Here is a 17,909-nt window from a genome sequence, read left to right as displayed (position 1 = left end):
CACTCCCCCGTCCGCCGTCTTACAGAGGCGTCCTCGCATCTCAATTAAATCCCCATACGAAATACGGCTCCGGCCACTCTCCCTTCATCACTTGACACGCAACTCCTTCGTTGCTAAAATGACTTTATCTTAAAAGTCTATACAGACTCATTACAAAAATCCGTATCAGGAGCCTAATTATGTTAGAATACGATTTAATCACCGCCTCCGAGGAGGAGGATATCATCTGCGCCGCAGAATATACAGGGGAAGAAGTACGGTCCGGTACGTTCAAAGTCGATTTCCGGCAGACCTCCTTTACCTCCTGCCGCTTTTCGGACTGCGATTTCAGCGGCAGTTCCTTTTTACATACGTCATTTACAAACTGTGATTTTTCAAACTGCTGCTTCAACAGCTGCTATTTCAATACCTGCATCATGAGCGACTGCAAGGGGGACGGCTGTGACTTCAGCCGCAGTTCCTTTCTCTCCGTTCGTCTGGAGAAAGGCTCCTACTGCTACGGGAATTTTTCCAATACGCTCTGGAAGGACTCTGCTCTCTCCTTCGCAAAGCTCAACATGGCCTTCTTCTCGGACAGCAAATTGAAAAAGACAACCTTTGAGCAGGTCAACCTCACCCGCGCCGAATTTTTCCATACGCCGTTAAAAGGCGTCGATCTCTCCGGCTCCCTCATCGAAGGAATCACGGTATCGGAAACCTTCAGTGAACTGCGCGGTCTTAAGATCGACGCCTCCCAGGCGCTTGATATTGCTTTACTGGTAGGAATTAAAATCTAGCCGTTTCACCGGGCAACCGGACCTTTTTACCTCACGGCATATCGACTGTCTGATCCCTTAAAAGGCTGCAGGCCAGAACTCCTCCGTAATCTCCCGCCTCCGATGCGTCCCGGTCTGCTTCAGCTAACAATCTTCATATAAACTCTGGACGTCCACACATATACCACGCAGTACGCCGCGGCAAACACCCCGAAGGTACCGGCCGTACACCGGATAAACAGACCCACGTCGGTCAGGTTCATGAGCGCCAGCAGTCTTGCTATCATCGGAAACGCAAACGCAATATGGAGGGCCGCTGCCGCCAGCGGCAGAAAGAACATTAACAGGAGCTGGGAGCGGATGGAACGGCGTATCTCCGCTTTTGACAGTCCCACCTTCTGCATGATTTCGAAACGGGCGCAGTCGTCGTACCCTTCCGTGACCTGCTTGTAATAGATAATCAGGACGGTCGCCATGATAAAGATTGCGCCCAGGAAAATCCCCAGAAACAAAAGGCCCGCATGAACCGAGAAATAAAATCTCCACTCTTCCGCCGCCGACTCTCCCCACACTCCGGCAGAAAGCTCCTGCATTTTTTCCATCATCTTTCTGTATACACGGACCTGGGTTTCCTCATCGGCGTTAAGATCAAATGCGCACTGGTAGCGTATCCCCCGCTCCGCACTCCCAAACATCTCCCTATCCATCCCGAGCAGCAGTCTCATTTCCCCAATATCCGGCACGATAATATAGTAAGCGCCGTAACGTCCAAAGGACTCATCCTGCTCCCATAGTTTCAATTCCCCGGCCGGTACCGTATGGTATGTTTTACCGTATATTGAAAGGGTGTCATTTTCATAGGGCTCCTCACCCTCAAAGGCCACAATCTCTCCCGGATTCAGCTTAAGACTGCTCCCCATATTTCTGTTATAATCGTCTTCCGTAATGACACATACGGTTTTAACTTTCCTGATCTCCGAACTCCGGCCTGCGTCGATTGCCCGCAGCACGCCCTTTTCCTCCTCAACAGTGGTAAATACAAAATTCTTAAACCGGAACGCATTTTCCTCCGTTAGTCCCTCCTCCTGAAGGATACCGCCGGTAATCTGGTCTATCTTTTCCATCTTATCATCATCGATATCACCGGCCGTCAGCATGATGTCCCTGACAAAACGGTTTTTTAATACTCCCTGGAGTCCGCTGTACAAAGACACGGTGGAGGAAAGCATGACGATTACCGATGTCGACAGGATACAGATACCGGCAAGTCCGGCCGCATTCTGTTTCATTCTGTAAATCAAACCCGATACAGAGATAAAATGATCCGTCCTGTAATAAAAATTCTTATTCTTTTTCAGCGCTTTCAGCAGTGCGATGCTGCCCGCGATAAACAGACAGTATGTGCCGATAATGACACAGAGCACGGCGAAAAAGAAACCCAGGATTAGAAAAATGGGATTTTTCGTGACAACGGCAATGTAGTATGCGATTCCCAGAAATATCACTCCGATTACTGCGGTTACCCACCTTGTTTTCGGCTCCCTCTCTCCTTCCAGACCACCGCGCAGCAGCTCAACAGGACTTGCCACATGCACCTTCGCCATATTGACAGCCAGAATTACGAGAAACAGGCAGCCATAAAGTACTGCCGCAGTAACGGCGGCCCTGCCTGAAAAATGAAAGCCCCACTGCACGTCGGCCTCCACCATCCTGAGCAGAAGCAGATAGACACCCTTTGACAGCAGAAAACCGCCTCCGATTCCACCTGCCAGACTTGCAAAAGCAATCAATACCGTCTCGTAAAACATGATTCTGCCAATATGCTTTTTCTCCATCCCCAGGATGTTAAAAAGTCCGATTTCCCTTTTTCTCCTCCTAATCAGAAAACTATTTGTATAGAAGAGGAAACCTCCCGTAAAAAATCCGATGATAATGCAGCCGATCAGCAAAATCGCCCGCATATTGCTGCCGCCGTATATCCTGTCCAGTTCCGTATTGAGTGAAAGTGTCAAAAGAATCTGGAACACCATGACCGAACCTACACAGGTCAGAATATAGGGCACATAGGTCCTGGCATTTTTTCTGATATTCTGCATTGCCAGCTTCATATAAAATAACCCGCTCATTTTCTCTCACCGCCTGTCGAAATTACCGTCAGCGTATCCGCTATATTCTGATACAGTTCCTCATTTGTCTTTCTTCCCCTGTATATCTGGTGGAATACTTCCCCGTCCTTAATGAACAGAACACGCCCCGCATGGCTGGCCGCCTTCACACTGTGTGTAACCATCAGAATGGTCTGCCCTTCATCGTTCACTCTGTTAAATATCCTCAGAAGACCGTCGGCCGCCCTGGAATCCAGAGCGCCGGTCGGCTCATCCGCCAAAAGGATCTGAGGTTTTGTGATCATTGCCCGGGCCGCGGCAGTTCTCTGTTTCTGCCCTCCCGAAATTTCATAAGGAAATTTATCCAGTATCTCACCGATCCCAAGCTTTGCAGCCAGCGGCGCCAGCCTGAGTTCCATCTCCCTGTAGGGCATTCCCGCAAGCACCAGGGGCAGAAAAATATTGTCTCTGACCGAAAATGTATCGAGCAGGTTGAAGTCCTGGAACACGAATCCCAGGTTATCCCTTCTGAACGCGGCAATATCCTTTTCCCGGATCCCCGCCATGTCCCTGCCCTCCAGAAGCACCTTCCCCTCCGTGGGCCTGTCGAGGGATGCCAGAATGTTCAGCAAAGTCGTCTTTCCCGAGCCCGACTCCCCCATTATGGCCACATACTCCCCCTGCTCCACCGTAAAATTCACATCCGAGAGCGCCTGCACCCTGTTTCCGCCGAACCTTGTTGTATATACCTTCTTTAAATGCTGCACTTCCAAAACAGCCATTCGATTGTTCCTCCTTTTTCCGGAATATCAACATTATACAAAAAGCGTCCGGCGCTCTGCCATAGATTGGGCTTACATTCTTCCCCGGTTCCTTACAATCCTGTAAGGTTCCCCTGTTACTCCGCCTCCATCCGGACCGAATCGAGATTAATCCGGATCCTGGTACCCTTTCCAGGCTCCGATTCTGCCGAAATCGTATGCGACAGCCGGTTTAATATCCGGCGGCATAAATAAAGGCCGATTCCCGTTGATTTTTTGTCACTGTGTCCGTTGTATCCGGTGAACCCTTTTTCAAATATTCTTGGCTGATCCTCCGGTGCAATCCCGATTCCGGTGTCGCTGATAACCAGGGTTTTGCCCTCCCCTTCTTCCATATAAATGGAGATGCCGCCCTGCCTTGTATACTTTATGGAATTGGATAAAACCTGCTCTATCACAAAAACAAGCCATTTTTCATCCGTCAGCACCCGGCATTTCAGAGGCTCATAGGACAATGACAGCCGTCTTCTTACAAACATGCCCGCGTACTTGTGTACAGCCTGGCGGACAATGTCGTCCAGGCTGTACGTGCTGAGGACCAGATCGCTCCCTCCGTCCAGCCTCAGATACTGGAGCACCATATTGACGTATTCTTCTATCTTAAACAACTGCTCGGCCAGCTCTCCGTCTCCGCAGGCCGTCTCCTCCCCCGTCTGGAGCAGGAGACGCATGGCCGAGATTGGTGTTTTTATCTGATGGACCCACATCGTATAGTAGTCCGTCATATCGCCCTTCGCCGCCTCAAACCCGCCGTTCATCCGCTTGATCTTTTCGCACAGCATGAATACCAGCCCCTGATACTCTTTTTCCCTGACGGAATGCGCCGCAGGAAGCTCATCCAGATAAAAGCCGTCCGGCTCCGTATACAGTTCATTCCGTATCCTCTCCAGCACCCTGTACTCTTCTGCAAACCTGCCGTAATTCATGATGACAATGATGAGTCCCAAAACACTGCAGAGAACAAACCCGTACAGCACGGCCTCCGCCGGAAGTTGGTAAAGGTAAAATACGGCGGCAAATATCCCGCAAAAAAGCAAAAAGAGGCCAAACGGCCCCTTAAACTGTGTAAGATAGATGCGGATGAGTTCCGCGTCCGTGATCTTTCTCTCCATATTCCTCTTCCTCCCTGCACTTGTCCCAGCGCTGCTCTCCGTCAGCCGATCAAATACCCGCTGCCCTTCTTAGTCGTAATAAATTCAGACAGCCCCGCCTGCTCCAGCTTCTTTCTCAGCCTGGTCACATTGACGGTCAGGGTATTGTCGTCCACATAGCTGTCCGACTCCCACAGCCGTGTCATCAGCGCGTCCCTGCTGACAATCTTTCCCCGGTGTTCCAGCAGGACCTGCAGGATTTTGTGTTCATTTTTAGTAAATTCAATCTTTTCCCCATTATATGTGAGCGTTCCGTCATCACAGTTAAAGACCGCGCCCCGGTGTTCAATGAGGCGGCTCTGCCCGGCAAATTCATAGGTCCTGCGGAGCAGGGCCTGTACCTTTGCCGTCAGTACCGTGAGGTCAAACGGTTTTGCGATAAAATCGTCGCCTCCCATGTTCACCGCCATCACAATATTTAAATTGTCCGAAGCGGAAGAAATGAAAATGACCGGCACCCTTGAGACCGCCCTGATCTGGCTGCACCAGTGAAAACCGTTGAAAAACGGCAGTGAGATATCCAGCAGGACTAACTGCGGATTAAACGCAGTAAATTCCCCCAGTACATTTTGAAAATTTTCCACATTCGCGGCATCCCAGCCCCAGGTTCCCAGGTGTTTCCTAAGCGCAGCCGCAATGACCGGATCATCCTCCACTATAAGAATCCTGTACATTTCTTTTCCTTTCCCGGCCAAAGTTCAGGCCAACCTGCCCCTGCCCCGTTGCTTTCGTGAGAATAAGGTTTCCGCCATCACCGTGAGCACCAGTCCCCAGCAGCCGATGGCCCGGATCGAGTATGAAAAATCAGAGTTAAAGAAATTTTCCAGCCCCTGCGTATTCCATAAAAGCATCGTAAAGATGCAGGCAAAAAACACCTGATACAGAATGCCGGTAATTCCTGTTCCGCCTCTGTCCGCATACTTTCCGCCCTTCAAAAACAGCACCAGCGGAAGCGTCATATAAATTATCGTATAAGCTCCGCTCCATACCGGGAAGAAAATCATGATACCCGACAGGAGCACCATCTTTTTCCAAAGTTTTTTCTGCAGCAGCACGCAGCCGCAGGACGACAGAAAGAAAATGACTGAAACCACTTTCCCGGCCGCCAGGAGAACCGGCATTGAGATACCGAATTTCTGGCCCACCCAGACCGTCGCATAAGTGGCGCTTCTCAAATCACCCAGCACAATCTCGCTGCTGATCGCTTTAAAATTATACAGGAGCACCGGAATTTTCCCAAACCCTCCGAAAAACACGAAGGGAAAGAATACGAGAAAAAGTCCGTAAAGCGTAAGCCTCGCGGCCTCCTTCCATCTCCCTTCCTGAAGATACAGGAGCCCGAAGACGGCCGGATAAAGTTTCAGGCCGGCGGCCGCGGCCAGAAGAATGAGCGCCGCCTCCCTCTTCCATGCCTCCCCGGAGTCCTTCAGTGCGGTGAATGCAAACAGCAGAACCAGCACGATAAACGCCGAATTCCCCCGCTCATAAAGACCGATAAACGGCGCCGATAACAGTATAAGCATCATCAGAAAGCACTGCTCTCCCCGGCGCTTCTCTCTCAGAAAATGCTGAACCAGAAAGATGAGAAGCACTACCAGGATCGCCGTATAGGCCACATACAGATTCAATCCGAACAGGTTGTCCCTCACCGCCCGGTTACCCGGCCCTTCAATGGCGCTGGCCGGAATAAATTTCCCCAGGAAATAGTAAAGAACGTAGGCAAGAGGCGGAAAACTGGCATAAATACTGGTGTCATACACATGAACCCGGTCCCTCACATACCAGATATGATTGAAAAAGTCCATAAAATAATCATGCCCATAGTAAAAGAAAGAACGAAATACCTCCCCGTTCGTCTTCAAAATCAGTAGAAACGAAATTACAAATCCCAGCAGGCTTAAGCCGTAGAAAAGCTTCTTTCCCTCTGTCATATCAAAATACCTCACTTCATGCTGTATCAAATTCTCTGCGTCTGCAGCTCACTTCTTCATTGTCTGCAATTATTTTTTTGCCGTCTGCATCTGGTGTCTTTCCTATCAGGTATTATACAGACTGATCCGTTTTGTTGCAACCTTCTCTGTAAATGCCCTGTCGTGCTCGACAAAGATCATGGTCAGTCCATATGACATTATAAGATCCTCGATCTGCATCCTGGAAAACACGTCGATAAAGTTAAGGGGTTCATCCCAGATGTAGAGGTGAGCCTGCTCACAGAGACTCTTTGCAAGCAGGACCTTCTTTTTCTGGCCCTCACTGTAATACTGCATCTCCTTCTCAAAATGTGTCCTGGAAAAGTCCAGTTTCCTCAGAATGGCCCGGAACAGCGTGTCGTCCAGCCCATATTTCTCTGTAAAATCTCCGATACTGCCCGTCAGCCAGGACGTATCCTGGGCTACGTAGGATATAATCAGCCCGGAGGCCGTCTCTATCCGTCCCGACAGCACATCGGGAGCGTCATTACATTCCAGTATGGCTTTGATAACCGTCGACTTTCCGGAACCGTTTCTTCCGTCCAGGACAGCTCTGTCCCCCTCCCTGATTTCCAGGGACAGATGCTCACAGACCGGTTTTACGCCCTTCGGATACCCCAGAGAGACATCCTCCATTGTCACAAGAACCTGTTTGTGATGGCGCAGCGGAATAATTTTCAGCCGTTCCGCCGTCTCCACGTCCTTTAAAAGCTTCTCCTTTTCAGAAGCCGCATTTTCCATCCTGTGCTCCGCATTTTTGGATCGTTTCATCATCTTTGCCGCCTTGTGGCCGATATGGCCCCGGTCGGGCCTCAGTCCGGCAATCCTTGTTCCCTTTTTTGTCTTCTCCACATCATCCGACCACCGCTCCGCCTGCTTTGCCGCCTCTTTAAGCCGTCCAATCTCTTTCTTCAGCTTTAAGTTCTCCTGGGCCTCGGACTCATCCCTCTGCTTTTTATTCTCCCACCAGCTGCTGAAATTCCCCTGTACCACCTCGATTGTATTCCGGTTCAGGGACAGAATGTGATCAATGCATCCGTCCATAAACACCCTGTCGTGGGATACCAGGATAAAACCCGTTTTTTTATTCAGATAGCGGCTTACCGCCTGCCTGGCGTCCATATCCAGGTGGTTGGTCGGTTCGTCAATCAGCAGAAAGCTGTGTTCTTTTAAAAAGAGCACGGCCAGCATCACCCTGGTCTGTTCCCCGTTGCTCAAGGTGTCAAAAGAACGGTAGAGGACCTCCGGATCCATCTCCATCAGATTCAGCTCCCTCATGAGCCTCCACAGCTCACAGTCCGGATGCATCTCCTCCACAAGCTCCAGCGTGAGCCTGGTCTTATCTTCCACCGGAAATGGAAAATACTCAAATTCCACCGGGGCCAGAATCGTTCCCCGGTACTCATATTTTCCCATCAGAAGGTTCAGGAACGTCGTCTTGCCTCTCCCGTTCCGCCCCGTAAATCCCAGTTTCCAGTCCGTATCAACTGCAAAGGAGACGTCGTTAAATATCTCCTCATAACTTCCTTCATAATAAAATGTTAAATGATTCACCTGTATTTGTGCCATTCTTTCATCCCTCCATTTCGAAAATCTGCATATAAAAATGCATTGAAAAAGGATGCAAGAATATTCCTGCATCCTGTATTCCGATTCCGAAACCCGGCTAAAGTTCCGCCGGTATCTGCCCTGCGTCAAACGCCGCGGCAGCGGACAGCACGGACTTCCACCCGGAAACATTCCGAAGGAAACCGTACTTCTATCAAATTCTAAGATGAGAGGATTCATGTGCGGCAGTCCGGCTAAGAACCGCAGCTTCATATTCTTGCATCGCACGAAAACAGACAGATACATATGCCCCGGTATCTGAACGCTCTTCATGCCGTCTGTTAAGTTCATTATCTGCAAGAATACATCTTCATCCTTCCATCTCCCGTCTCTCTGAATTTTATCGGTAACGGTTCAGTGCCGTCATAATTACCGCTTTGCGGAATGATGACTTATGAACAGTTACTCCAATTGCTACTATAACAGCAGAGCAGGCTTATGTCAACCTTCAAAGAATTACAATTATTGTGTTATGGCGATTTTATTATAGACGCAGTAACGCCGTGTTAAACTTTTAACTTTTTCTTAACACCATTAACAGCTTTTCCGGCGTATAATATACTTTATCAATTTGACGGAATAAAAAGGCACAGTTTTAAAAAAGCATAGACCATATCCTGAAACAGGCCGGCGTACCCTCACGCCGGCCTGCTTTGTGTATACTCCTGTTTACTGATTTCCCCGTTCACCATAAATTGCATTTGTCCAGGCCGTCCTTCCATATTTATCGCTGATCTGGATCCGGATATAATCCTCATCCCCGCGCAGCGCATACTCTCCTCTCTGCAGCGTTTCCTCCCGGTTTTTGCATACCAGGGAACGCCCGTCGTTTATATGGTTGCCCACTACAAAATCAATTCTGTACACAGGGGAGCACTCAATCCAGGCAGCTCCGTCCCTGATTCCCCAATCATAAATCTCAGGCCCCGCTGAAGAATAGTAATTGCCCTTTATCATATTTTCCAGAATCTCCTCATGGGTCAGTTTTTCCGCCTTTACCACGATATAACCGCCGCAGGCATCGTCAAAAATACCTTCATTATGGTTGTCGTCGGTGGCGGCCGCGCCTATGTTTTTTCCGCCGCGCAGCATTCTGTCCCAGCTTATGCAGTCATATCCCGTATTACTCTCATTAACCGTATTGTAATTAAAAATCTCAAGCGCCCAGAGCCCCTCCGTGTGGATAAATTCCTCCGGCTCCACCCGCGACCATTCGGGATGGTTATAGACCGTGATGCAGCCTCTGCTTTTTAAGTAATCACAAAGTCTCTGTGCCTCCCCGGCTCCGTCCCAGGTTCCGTAGAACTTTTTCGGCTCCACAAATTCCTGTTCTTCAAATACCTTTGCCCCGGCCTCTCTCCGCATCTCTTCCGTGCCCAGGATTCCGTGGATATGGTGCACCTTCAGACGCCGGACCGGATGCTCCCTATCACACAGAACAACGGACGCCTCCAGTCCCGGAAGAATAATAAAATCTTCACAGTCAAATTCATCCCTGCGGTCCGTATACAAATCATGCTCGGAAAAACAGAGAAAACTGTATCCGTGTTCCTTATAAAGAGCCACCGCCTCCTCCGGCGTCAGCCTGCCATCGGAGCTTGTAGTGTGGCTGTGCAGATTTCCCTTATACCAGTTGCCAAAACTGCTGAATCCTCTCTGATCTTTTATCATTTCTGCCCCTCTCTATGGAATGATTGTGGTTGAAACATCGGGGTTAAATCTTCCTTCCCGCCAGGTACGCGCTCTAAAGCGATATACAGTTTCTCTCCGCCACGGACAGATAAACCTTCTCCCCGCTGCCGAACAGCACCCGGCTTCTGAACAGCACGTCCGCATGAATTTTTACGCCATTTACATTGATTTGATACCGGAGCACATTGCCTCTCGGCATATTATCCTCGACAATTCCTTCAAAATGGTACTCTTCGTCGTTATCAATCGGTGAGGATGAGACGGAAAATGTCTCCGGCCTTATGGCGGCTTCCCCTGTTCTCATTTTCCCCGTCATCGCATAAAACTCTTCCGGCGTAACCTGGTTGTAATTGCCGATAAAACTGGCGGCAAAACTGCTGACCGGCCTGGTGTAGACGGAAACCGGGTCGCCGGACTGCTCAATCCGGCCATCGTGGAAGAGGTTAATCACATCCGACATGACCATGGCCTCATCCTGATCGTGGGTAACAAAGATTGCAGTGAGCCCCAGCTTCTTTGTAATCTGCTTAATGCTTACCTGCAGAGATTTGCGCAGCTTGGCGTCGATTGCACTCAGCGGTTCGTCGAGAAGCAGTACCTTCGGCTCCATTACAATGCTCCTGGCCAGGGCCACTCTCTGCTGCTGCCCTCCCGACAGGCTGGAAGGATACTGCTTTTCCTTTCCATTCAGCTCGACCATCCTGACGGCGGCCGCCACCTTTTCCCGGATCACCTCCGGAGCCATCTTTTTCAACTTCAGTCCGAATGCGATATTTTCCTCGACCGTCATGTTGGGAAAGAGGCTGTACTGCTGAAATACCATTCCAATATTGCGTTCCTTCGGCTCCTTATCCGTGATATCCTCACCATCCAGGAAAATCCGGCCTCCGTTTACCTCCTCAAGCCCGGCGAGACAGCGCAGGAGCGTACTCTTGCCGCAGCCGGACGGCCCCAGCAGGGTGACAAACTGCCCTTTTTCAATATTCAGGTCAATCCCTTTCAGAACCTGGTTCTCCCCATAGTATTTTTCTATCTTTCTGAACTCTATATATGACATTTCTTATCCTCTCTTTTCCCTTTTCCCTTTCCCTCCCAGAAATACAAGGCCGGATATCAGCAGCGTGACGCAGAAAAGCACAATGATAATCGCACATGTCCTCTGGCTGGATTTTTTCATTACATCGTACAGATACATCTGGGCCGTTGGAAAATAATTACCCGCCATCGTATTGATGACGACAAAATCACCAAACACAATTGCCATTGCAAGCATTGCGGACACCATGACGCCCCCCATAATATTGGGGACAACGATGTAAAAAAAGGCATAAAACGGTCCCGCACCCAGCATCTGCGCCGCCTCGATCAGACGTGAGGCATTCATCCCGTTCAGGTTATTGCGGATTCCCTGATACACATAAGGCAGCACCACAATACAATAAGTGGACGTCAGCATAAAAAGGCGGTTGCTGAAAGGTTCCGGAGCGTCGGCATATAATGACAGCACACTGATGGGAAGAATGACTCCCTGGATTGCGTAGGGCATCGTGCACAATATTTTCATATATTTATCAAGCCGCGGACAGTAAACTACCACGACATACATGGCCAGAAGAACGGCCAGCGTGCAGAGGATAATCGGCAGGACCGAAATCAGAATGGTTCTCCCAAGCGACATCCAGAAATCCCTGTCCGAAAAGATTTCCGTGTACGCTCTCAGGGTAAATCCCTCCGGCATGATATCCATCCATTCGCTGAACATGGAGTACAGGAATGTGAAAAAGAGGGGAATCAAAAGATAAATTCCTATCACAACGAGAACAGCACCTGAGCCTGTTTTATTCTTTTTCATCGGCTCTCCCCTCCCTTTTTGCGGGTAAGTGACTGCGTTATAAAAATAGACAGTGTCATCATCATCATTAATACAACGGCCAGAGCGCTGCCAAACTGCGGCCTCTGCACCACGTCCCCGGTGAACTGTTCCGAAATCCGGATCGGAAGAATGGAAAAATTATTCATGAGCAGGGCATAAGCCGTCGCATAAGCCGAAATAGCGTTGGCAAACAGGGTGGAAAATGTTCCCAGAATACTCGGCATTAAAACAGGGATCCCCACCTTTTTCCAGAACACGGCGCTGTTTCCTCCCATCAGGCTGACCGCCTCTTTCCACTCATTCCTGATTGAATCAAAGGATGGGATCAGGAGCAGCGTCGCCAGGGGAATCTGAAAGTACACATAGGTCAGCATCAGCCCCCAGACTGTATACAGGGGAAACTCGGCAGCCGCGCTAATCCCCAGACTGCGGCCCAGAATCGTAATCACTCCGGCGTTACCCAACAGAATAATAAAGGAGAAGGCCAGCGGAACACCGGAAAAATTGGAAACCATGTTAAGGACACTCATAAAAATACGCTTTGAACGGCCTCCCTTCTCGCATGCGGCCCGGCCTCCGACAAAGGCGACGAGCAGGCCAATGACGGCCGATACCACGGAAATGAGCAGGCTGTTTTTAATTGCCGTCAGATACAGCGGTTTACTGAATATGTTAATATAATTTTGTATTGTAAAGCCGGTTTCTCCGCCCTCGGGCATAAAACTTTTCACGATAATAGTGAATACCGGCAGGATTTCAAACATTCCTGCCAGTATCAAGAACGGGAGCAGAGCGGCGAAATATGTTCTTTTCTTCACGCTTTTGTTCTCCCCGTATTATTTTGCATAAGCCACTACTTCTTCCTGCCACATGGCTCCTATCTCTTTCGTCGTCTTGTCCCAGGCCGCCTGATCTTTTACCATGCGGCTGTTCTCATACTGCTCGTCCGGCAGCATCTTTTCCTTCACTTCCTGCGGAAGCTCCACGTCCCTGACCGGTCTTGCATAGCCCTTTGCCAGGTTGATCTGTCCTTCGTCGCTCAGTATATATTCACGGGCCATGGCGGCTGCGTGAGGTCTCTGGGAGTAAGCGTTTAAAATCGTGCAGTACCCGCTCTGGATAGAACCCTCCAATGGGATATTGATTTCAAAATCGGCATTCGGATTGTTCTCCACAAACTGGTCACGGTAGCCCAGGGCATTATAATCCCAGAGGAACGCAACTCCCACCTCGCCCTTTTCAATGCGCGCCATGGAGAACTCACCCAGGTCGAGCCTGCCCTGCTCGGCGATCTGCTTAAAGAAATCAAGTCCGGGTTTAATATTGCTCTCATCCCCGCCCATTGCAATGGCCGCAGCCAGAACCGCAAACTGTGCCTGGTTGGCCGCCGATACGTCACCGACCGCTATCTTGTAATCACCCTCCAGCAGGTCCGCAAAGGACTTCGGCGCCTCTTTGACCAGCTTTTTATTGGTCATCATCGTCATTGTGCCGTAATAGCCGATAATCCAGTCTCCGTCATCGTCCTTGGCCCAATCCGGGATGGAATCCCAGTAGCTTGTCTTATATTTTAAGGTGACGCCTTTCTCCTCGGCGATCGGCCCGAATGCCTGGCCCACATCCCCGATATCCTTTGTCGCCTTTTTCTTCTCCGCCTCGAAAAGGGAAATCTCCTCCGCAGACGACATGTCGGTGTCCGTATGCTCCAAACCGTATTCCGTCTTGATTCCTTCCCAGGTTTCAATCCAGTTCGCCCATGTGTCCGGCATTCCAACCGAATCAACTCTTCCCTCTTTCTTCGCCTCCGTCAGGATCGCGTCTACGCTCATACTGTTCAAATCTACTGCCTCCGATGTGGTCTGGCTGGAACATCCCGCCAGCGCTCCCGCTGTCACGGCTGCCGCCAGCAGTACAGATAATCCTCTCTTTTTCATGTCATATCCTCTCTTTATTTATTATTCTGAATTACACTCCGGTACCTTCATAGCCAATACTTTGCGAAACCCCGGCTCTTGTGAAGCTACATTCCAATACCATTTTCTGCCGCAAAACAACAGCGAATATGCTTAGCAGACTTTGTTCTCTTCGCCCGGTACTCCGCCGTCCACGTTGTTCCCGGTGCAGTTTTAAGTATACGGGAGCAATGTAAAGTCTGTTATCAGGGTTTTGTAAAGAGTTGGGAAAAGTTGGGTGGAAAAGGCAGGAAACCGGACAGGAAATCAGGAAGATGGACAGGAAGGCCGGCTGCTTTTCTTAATGTGCTTACCAATAGAAAAAAGCTATGGCCAAAATTAGCACCATAGCTTTTATTGTGTTACAGTTCCACTTCACGGAATCCGCCTCCCGGCGCCAGCACCGTCGTATGGGTAAAACCGCATTCCGCCGCCAGCCTGGCCGCCTGTTCGAACCGGTATCCTATTGTATCGGCACGGTGGCTGTCGGAATTGATCATAATCCGTCCGCCCATGTTTTTCAGTTCTTTTAATAGAATCCGGTTCGGATATGGCTGAGTCTTATACCCTCTCGACATGACACCCGTATTAATTTCAAAGGGAAGGCCCTCCGCATTCAGTTTTTTCATCGCCGCCAGAGCCGGTTCCAGGTATTCATCCCTTGTCTCGTCAAAGTCCCTGTAACCTTCATTAAACTTTGTCATCAAATCAAAGTGCCCCACCCAGTCACAGTGGGTTCTGTCATAGACCGTCGCCTCCAGCTCATAATAATCGCGGGCCAGGGCATACCAGTCTCCGTTCCACAGGCGGTTCACCGCTGCCGTCAGCCTCTCCCGGCCGGCGTCCATCTCGATATATTCCCCGTTTTTAAAAACACAGTGGGTGGAACCGATGGCATACTCCGCCTCCTGGACGGGACCCAGGCAGTCCAGCTCAATTCCAATGTAGACGTTCATTCTCCCCGCATATTCTTCCCGCAGTCTGTAAAGCTCTTCCCTGTATTGTTTAAGGACCTGATCCGGCATTCCAAAGTCTTTCAGGCAGAAAGAAAAATCGGCATGCCCGGAGACTCCGAAATCGGTCATCCCCATCTTATAAGCCGCCTCCACCATCTCCGCGGCAGTACTCTTTCCATCGCAAAATGTTGTGTGTGTATGAAAATCAGCTCTCAGCATAAATTAATCCTTTCCGGTACGTTTCCTGATGCATTTATACTCTAGCCGATTATTTCCCCGGATTCAAGCACTTTTCTAAAGTTTTACCCGGGCTTTACCTCCCCTTTGCCGGAAATCAGCCGCAGAAGGGACCGAAGCGGTTCCGTCATGTACTTCTCTTTATGCCGGATAACGAGAAGATCATTCTTAAGCTGCAGCCCACTCGTCCGGACCGTTATAAGGCTCCGCTCCTCCAGTTCCTTTCCTACCAGGATATCGGGCAGCACCGTGAGGCCAAGACCGGCCTTTGCCGCTTCGATAAGCGCGGTGGAATTGACGCTGGTCCATGCGGGATAAGCCGTGTAGCCGGCCAGATACAGGGCGCTGTCCAGCGTGTCGCGGATAGCGCTGCCCTTCTCGCGAAGCAGCAGACGCTCGGCGCAAAAACGTTCCAAAGACAGACACTCCTCATCCGGATAACCGGGCAGATACCCCGGGCAGCACAGGATATACATCTTATATGAATCAAAGGCCTCACAGATAAAAGGTCCCTGGGGAGCAGCCCCTTCTATCAGCGCAAAATCGGCCTCGCCGTTTCGCAGCACTTCAACCGCCGTCGCCGCCGGAACCACTTCCACAGTGACCGGAAGGCCGGGCCACAGCTCCCCAAACTGTTTCAGTATGGCGGGCAGGTAAAACGCCGCTATCGTAATGCTGGAAACAATGTGGACCGGAGCCTGCTTTTCCAGACAGTTGATTCTGGAATCCAATACGTCGCATGACGCCAGAATCGGCGTCACCTCCTCCAGAAGCAGCCTGCCGCTTTCCGTTATGCTGATGCTCTTCGACAGCCTGTCAAACAGTGCCGTACCTGCTCTCTCCTCCAGTTCCCTGATGGCATGGGAAACTGCGGACTGCGTAATATACAGGCTCTCCGCCGCTTTCGTGAAGCTGCCGTTCTCCGCCACCGCCTTGAATATTCTGAAATGCCTGAGTGTCATCGCCGAACCTCCCGGTAATTTTTAGATGAACGAAGTTGCATAAAACAAATTCACATAAGCTAAAGCCGTACGAACCATACTCACATAAACCAAAATGACATGAAAAAAAGTAATCGATATAACAAAATTATATCATTTTACAGATGAGTATGCAAACGGTATAATGGGAAATGAGAATGCCGCCGGGACGGCCGGGGAAGGGCGGAATGGTGAGAAGGATTGATGAGTCTTCAGCCCCGGAGTGAAGGTTGTCACAAATGGGGAATCCGGGCAGGTTATGTCCCAGGACTAAAGACTCATCGCTCCCATCACTCCCCCATCCCCATCTTACAGAAACGCCCCGCATCTCAACAAAATTTATCATAATATCCCCAGGAGGAAAAACGAATGCGTCATATCAGCGTTCCCATAGAAGAGAAATCCGTGAGGAAAGCCCCTTTAAAGAAGAAATTCCCAAAAACAACCCCCGGCCTGTATCTATGGCTGTTTTCCATCAACCTTTTTATCAGTACGTTCACATTCGGCGGCGGATATGTCGTCGTTCCCATGATACGCAAGTACTTTGTCGAACAGAAAAAGCTGTTCACAGAGGAGGAACTGATGAACATGGCGGCCGTCGCCCAGTCCGTACCAGGCGCAATCGCAATCAATCTGTCCGCTTTGGCCGGATACAGAAGCGCCGGCATGATCGGCGTATTTCTGTCCTGTCTCGCGGCCGTGCTTCCCCCTATTGCAATTCTATCCGCCGTTTCCGCATGGTACACGGTCTTTTCAACCAATGTGATGATTGCGGCTGTCCTGAAAGGAATGCAGGCGGGCGCGGCGGCTCTCATCGTAGATTTGGTAATCGACATGACAAATATGATTATAAAGGAACGTTCCATTTTCCTCACAATGATGGTCCCCGCTTCCTTTATTGCAGGTTTTGTTTTCCATATCAATGTGGCCGTGATTCTGGCCGTATGCTGCTTTTTATGTATTCTGCGTCTCCTCATCGGGGAGCAGAGACGGGTCAGGAAAAATGAATCGGGAGGGGAAACCGCTTAGAATTATAATAACAACAGCCTCAGGAGGTAGACAGACGTGAATCTTTTATGGAAACTTTTCACCGCATTTTTTCAAATAGGGCTTTTCAGCATCGGCGGCGGTTATGCCGTCATCCCCAATATCCAGGAGCTGGTTGTGGGAAAATACGGCTGGATCTCCCAGAAAATATTTACCGACATTATTACAATTTCCCAGATGACCCCCGGGCCTTTGGCCGTAAATACTTCCACCTTTGTCGGAATCCGGATCGCCGGGATACCCGGCGCAGCCCTGGCTACCCTTGGCTGCGTCATCTCGGGCATCAGCCTGTCCGTGGGCCTGCACTGTCTGTTCAACCGGTATAAAAAATCACTGTATGTGACGGAAGTCCTGAAAGGCCTTAAGTCCGCGTCACTGGGGCTCGTCGTCTCGGCTGCGGCCTCCATCATGCTGCTCACCTTCACAGGCTCATCCGTCTTTACGGCTCATCCCGATATCGACCTGGGCGCCGTCCTGGTGTTTCTCGGTTCCATGCTGATTCTGCGGAGAAAAAAGGTGGGACCGGTCTTTCTGATGTCACTGACGGGTCTGGCCGGTTTATTTTTATACCGGTAATCTCCGGCTCAATCAGTTTAGACGCGGAATACATCCCCAGTAAACAATAACCACTGTTGTTACTGTTCACAGGTAGTATTCCGCGAGGTGTTTTTTGTAAGTGGAGCGTAGCGAGAGTCACAGACAGCGGGCCCCTTGGGTCAAACCCGAGGGTTGCGGCGCGACGCAACGAAAAGTGCGCGATGC

The 17,909-nt window shown here is 50.1% G+C and carries 16 protein-coding genes; 3 read left to right on the top strand and 13 right to left on the bottom strand.

From position 1 onward, the window contains the following. Nucleotides 1–179: 179 nt before the first annotated feature. Nucleotides 180–776, top strand: coding sequence for a pentapeptide repeat-containing protein (locus QZT18_RS21075; RefSeq protein WP_294151190.1), 597 nt, complete (start codon nt 180–182; stop codon nt 774–776). A 119-nt stretch (nt 777–895) separates the two neighbouring features. Here the strand turns inward: QZT18_RS21075 and QZT18_RS21070 are convergent, their stop codons facing one another. From QZT18_RS21070 to QZT18_RS21010, 13 genes are all read right to left on the bottom strand, one after another. Beyond that, nucleotides 896–2,881, bottom strand: a complete 1,986-nt coding sequence (locus QZT18_RS21070) for an FtsX-like permease family protein (RefSeq protein WP_294151188.1) — start codon at nt 2,879–2,881, stop codon at nt 896–898. Continuing rightward, the gene (locus QZT18_RS21065; protein ID WP_294151187.1) at nt 2,878–3,642 is read right to left on the bottom strand and encodes an ABC transporter ATP-binding protein; all 765 of its coding nucleotides are present in this window, start codon (nt 3,640–3,642) and stop codon (nt 2,878–2,880) included. Before QZT18_RS21065 ends, QZT18_RS21070 begins: the two co-directional genes overlap by 4 nt. A gap of 116 nt (nt 3,643–3,758) precedes the next feature. Further along, a complete protein-coding gene (locus tag QZT18_RS21060) occupies nt 3,759–4,793 on the bottom strand; it encodes a HAMP domain-containing sensor histidine kinase (RefSeq protein WP_294151185.1) in 1,035 nt (344 codons plus the stop codon). A gap of 41 nt (nt 4,794–4,834) precedes the next feature. Next, nucleotides 4,835–5,506, bottom strand: coding sequence for a response regulator transcription factor (locus tag QZT18_RS21055; RefSeq protein ID WP_294151183.1), 672 nt, complete (start codon nt 5,504–5,506; stop codon nt 4,835–4,837). A gap of 24 nt (nt 5,507–5,530) precedes the next feature. Further along, complete coding sequence (locus QZT18_RS21050) at nt 5,531–6,763, bottom strand: glycosyltransferase 87 family protein (protein WP_294151181.1); 1,233 nt, start codon at nt 6,761–6,763, stop codon at nt 5,531–5,533. Nucleotides 6,764–6,868: 105 nt separating this feature from the next. Beyond that, nucleotides 6,869–8,371, bottom strand: a complete 1,503-nt coding sequence (abc-f, locus tag QZT18_RS21045; protein ID WP_294151179.1) for a ribosomal protection-like ABC-F family protein — start codon at nt 8,369–8,371, stop codon at nt 6,869–6,871. A 708-nt stretch (nt 8,372–9,079) separates the two neighbouring features. After that, on the bottom strand, nt 9,080–10,081 hold the full coding sequence (locus QZT18_RS21040; protein ID WP_294151177.1) for a PHP domain-containing protein: 1,002 nt from the start codon (nt 10,079–10,081) through the stop codon (nt 9,080–9,082). A gap of 73 nt (nt 10,082–10,154) precedes the next feature. Further along, nucleotides 10,155–11,159, bottom strand: coding sequence for an ABC transporter ATP-binding protein (locus tag QZT18_RS21035; protein WP_294151175.1), 1,005 nt, complete (start codon nt 11,157–11,159; stop codon nt 10,155–10,157). Nucleotides 11,160–11,162: 3 nt separating this feature from the next. Further along, the gene (locus QZT18_RS21030; RefSeq protein ID WP_294151173.1) at nt 11,163–11,954 is read right to left on the bottom strand and encodes an ABC transporter permease; all 792 of its coding nucleotides are present in this window, start codon (nt 11,952–11,954) and stop codon (nt 11,163–11,165) included. Then, nucleotides 11,951–12,793: an ABC transporter permease subunit gene (locus QZT18_RS21025; protein ID WP_294151170.1), complete on the bottom strand. Its 843-nt coding sequence runs from the start codon at nt 12,791–12,793 to the stop codon at nt 11,951–11,953. The genes QZT18_RS21030 and QZT18_RS21025 overlap by 4 nt, the downstream gene beginning before the upstream one ends. A gap of 18 nt (nt 12,794–12,811) precedes the next feature. Further along, entirely contained in the window at nt 12,812–13,909 is a 1,098-nt protein-coding gene (locus QZT18_RS21020; RefSeq protein WP_294151168.1) for an ABC transporter substrate-binding protein, read from the bottom strand. Between the two features lie 380 nt (nt 13,910–14,289). Beyond that, on the bottom strand, nt 14,290–15,102 hold the full coding sequence (locus QZT18_RS21015) for a histidinol-phosphatase HisJ family protein (protein WP_294151165.1): 813 nt from the start codon (nt 15,100–15,102) through the stop codon (nt 14,290–14,292). A gap of 83 nt (nt 15,103–15,185) precedes the next feature. Beyond that, nucleotides 15,186–16,082, bottom strand: a complete 897-nt coding sequence (locus tag QZT18_RS21010) for a LysR family transcriptional regulator (RefSeq protein WP_294151162.1) — start codon at nt 16,080–16,082, stop codon at nt 15,186–15,188. A 387-nt stretch (nt 16,083–16,469) separates the two neighbouring features. Here QZT18_RS21010 and QZT18_RS21005 point away from each other — a divergent pair, with 387 nt between their 5' ends. Then, the gene (locus tag QZT18_RS21005; protein ID WP_294151160.1) at nt 16,470–17,129 is read left to right on the top strand and encodes a chromate transporter; all 660 of its coding nucleotides are present in this window, start codon (nt 16,470–16,472) and stop codon (nt 17,127–17,129) included. Nucleotides 17,130–17,165: 36 nt separating this feature from the next. Then, complete coding sequence (locus tag QZT18_RS21000; RefSeq protein WP_294151157.1) at nt 17,166–17,723, top strand: chromate transporter; 558 nt, start codon at nt 17,166–17,168, stop codon at nt 17,721–17,723. Nucleotides 17,724–17,909 lie beyond the last annotated feature (186 nt).

Origin of the sequence: uncultured Clostridium sp., from assembly GCF_900547735.1 — a bacterium.
Classification (GTDB): Bacteria; Bacillota; Clostridia; order Lachnospirales; family Lachnospiraceae; genus Otoolea.
The sequence above is the reverse complement of the archived record's forward strand: the minus strand, read 5'-3'. Positions and strand labels throughout refer to the sequence as shown.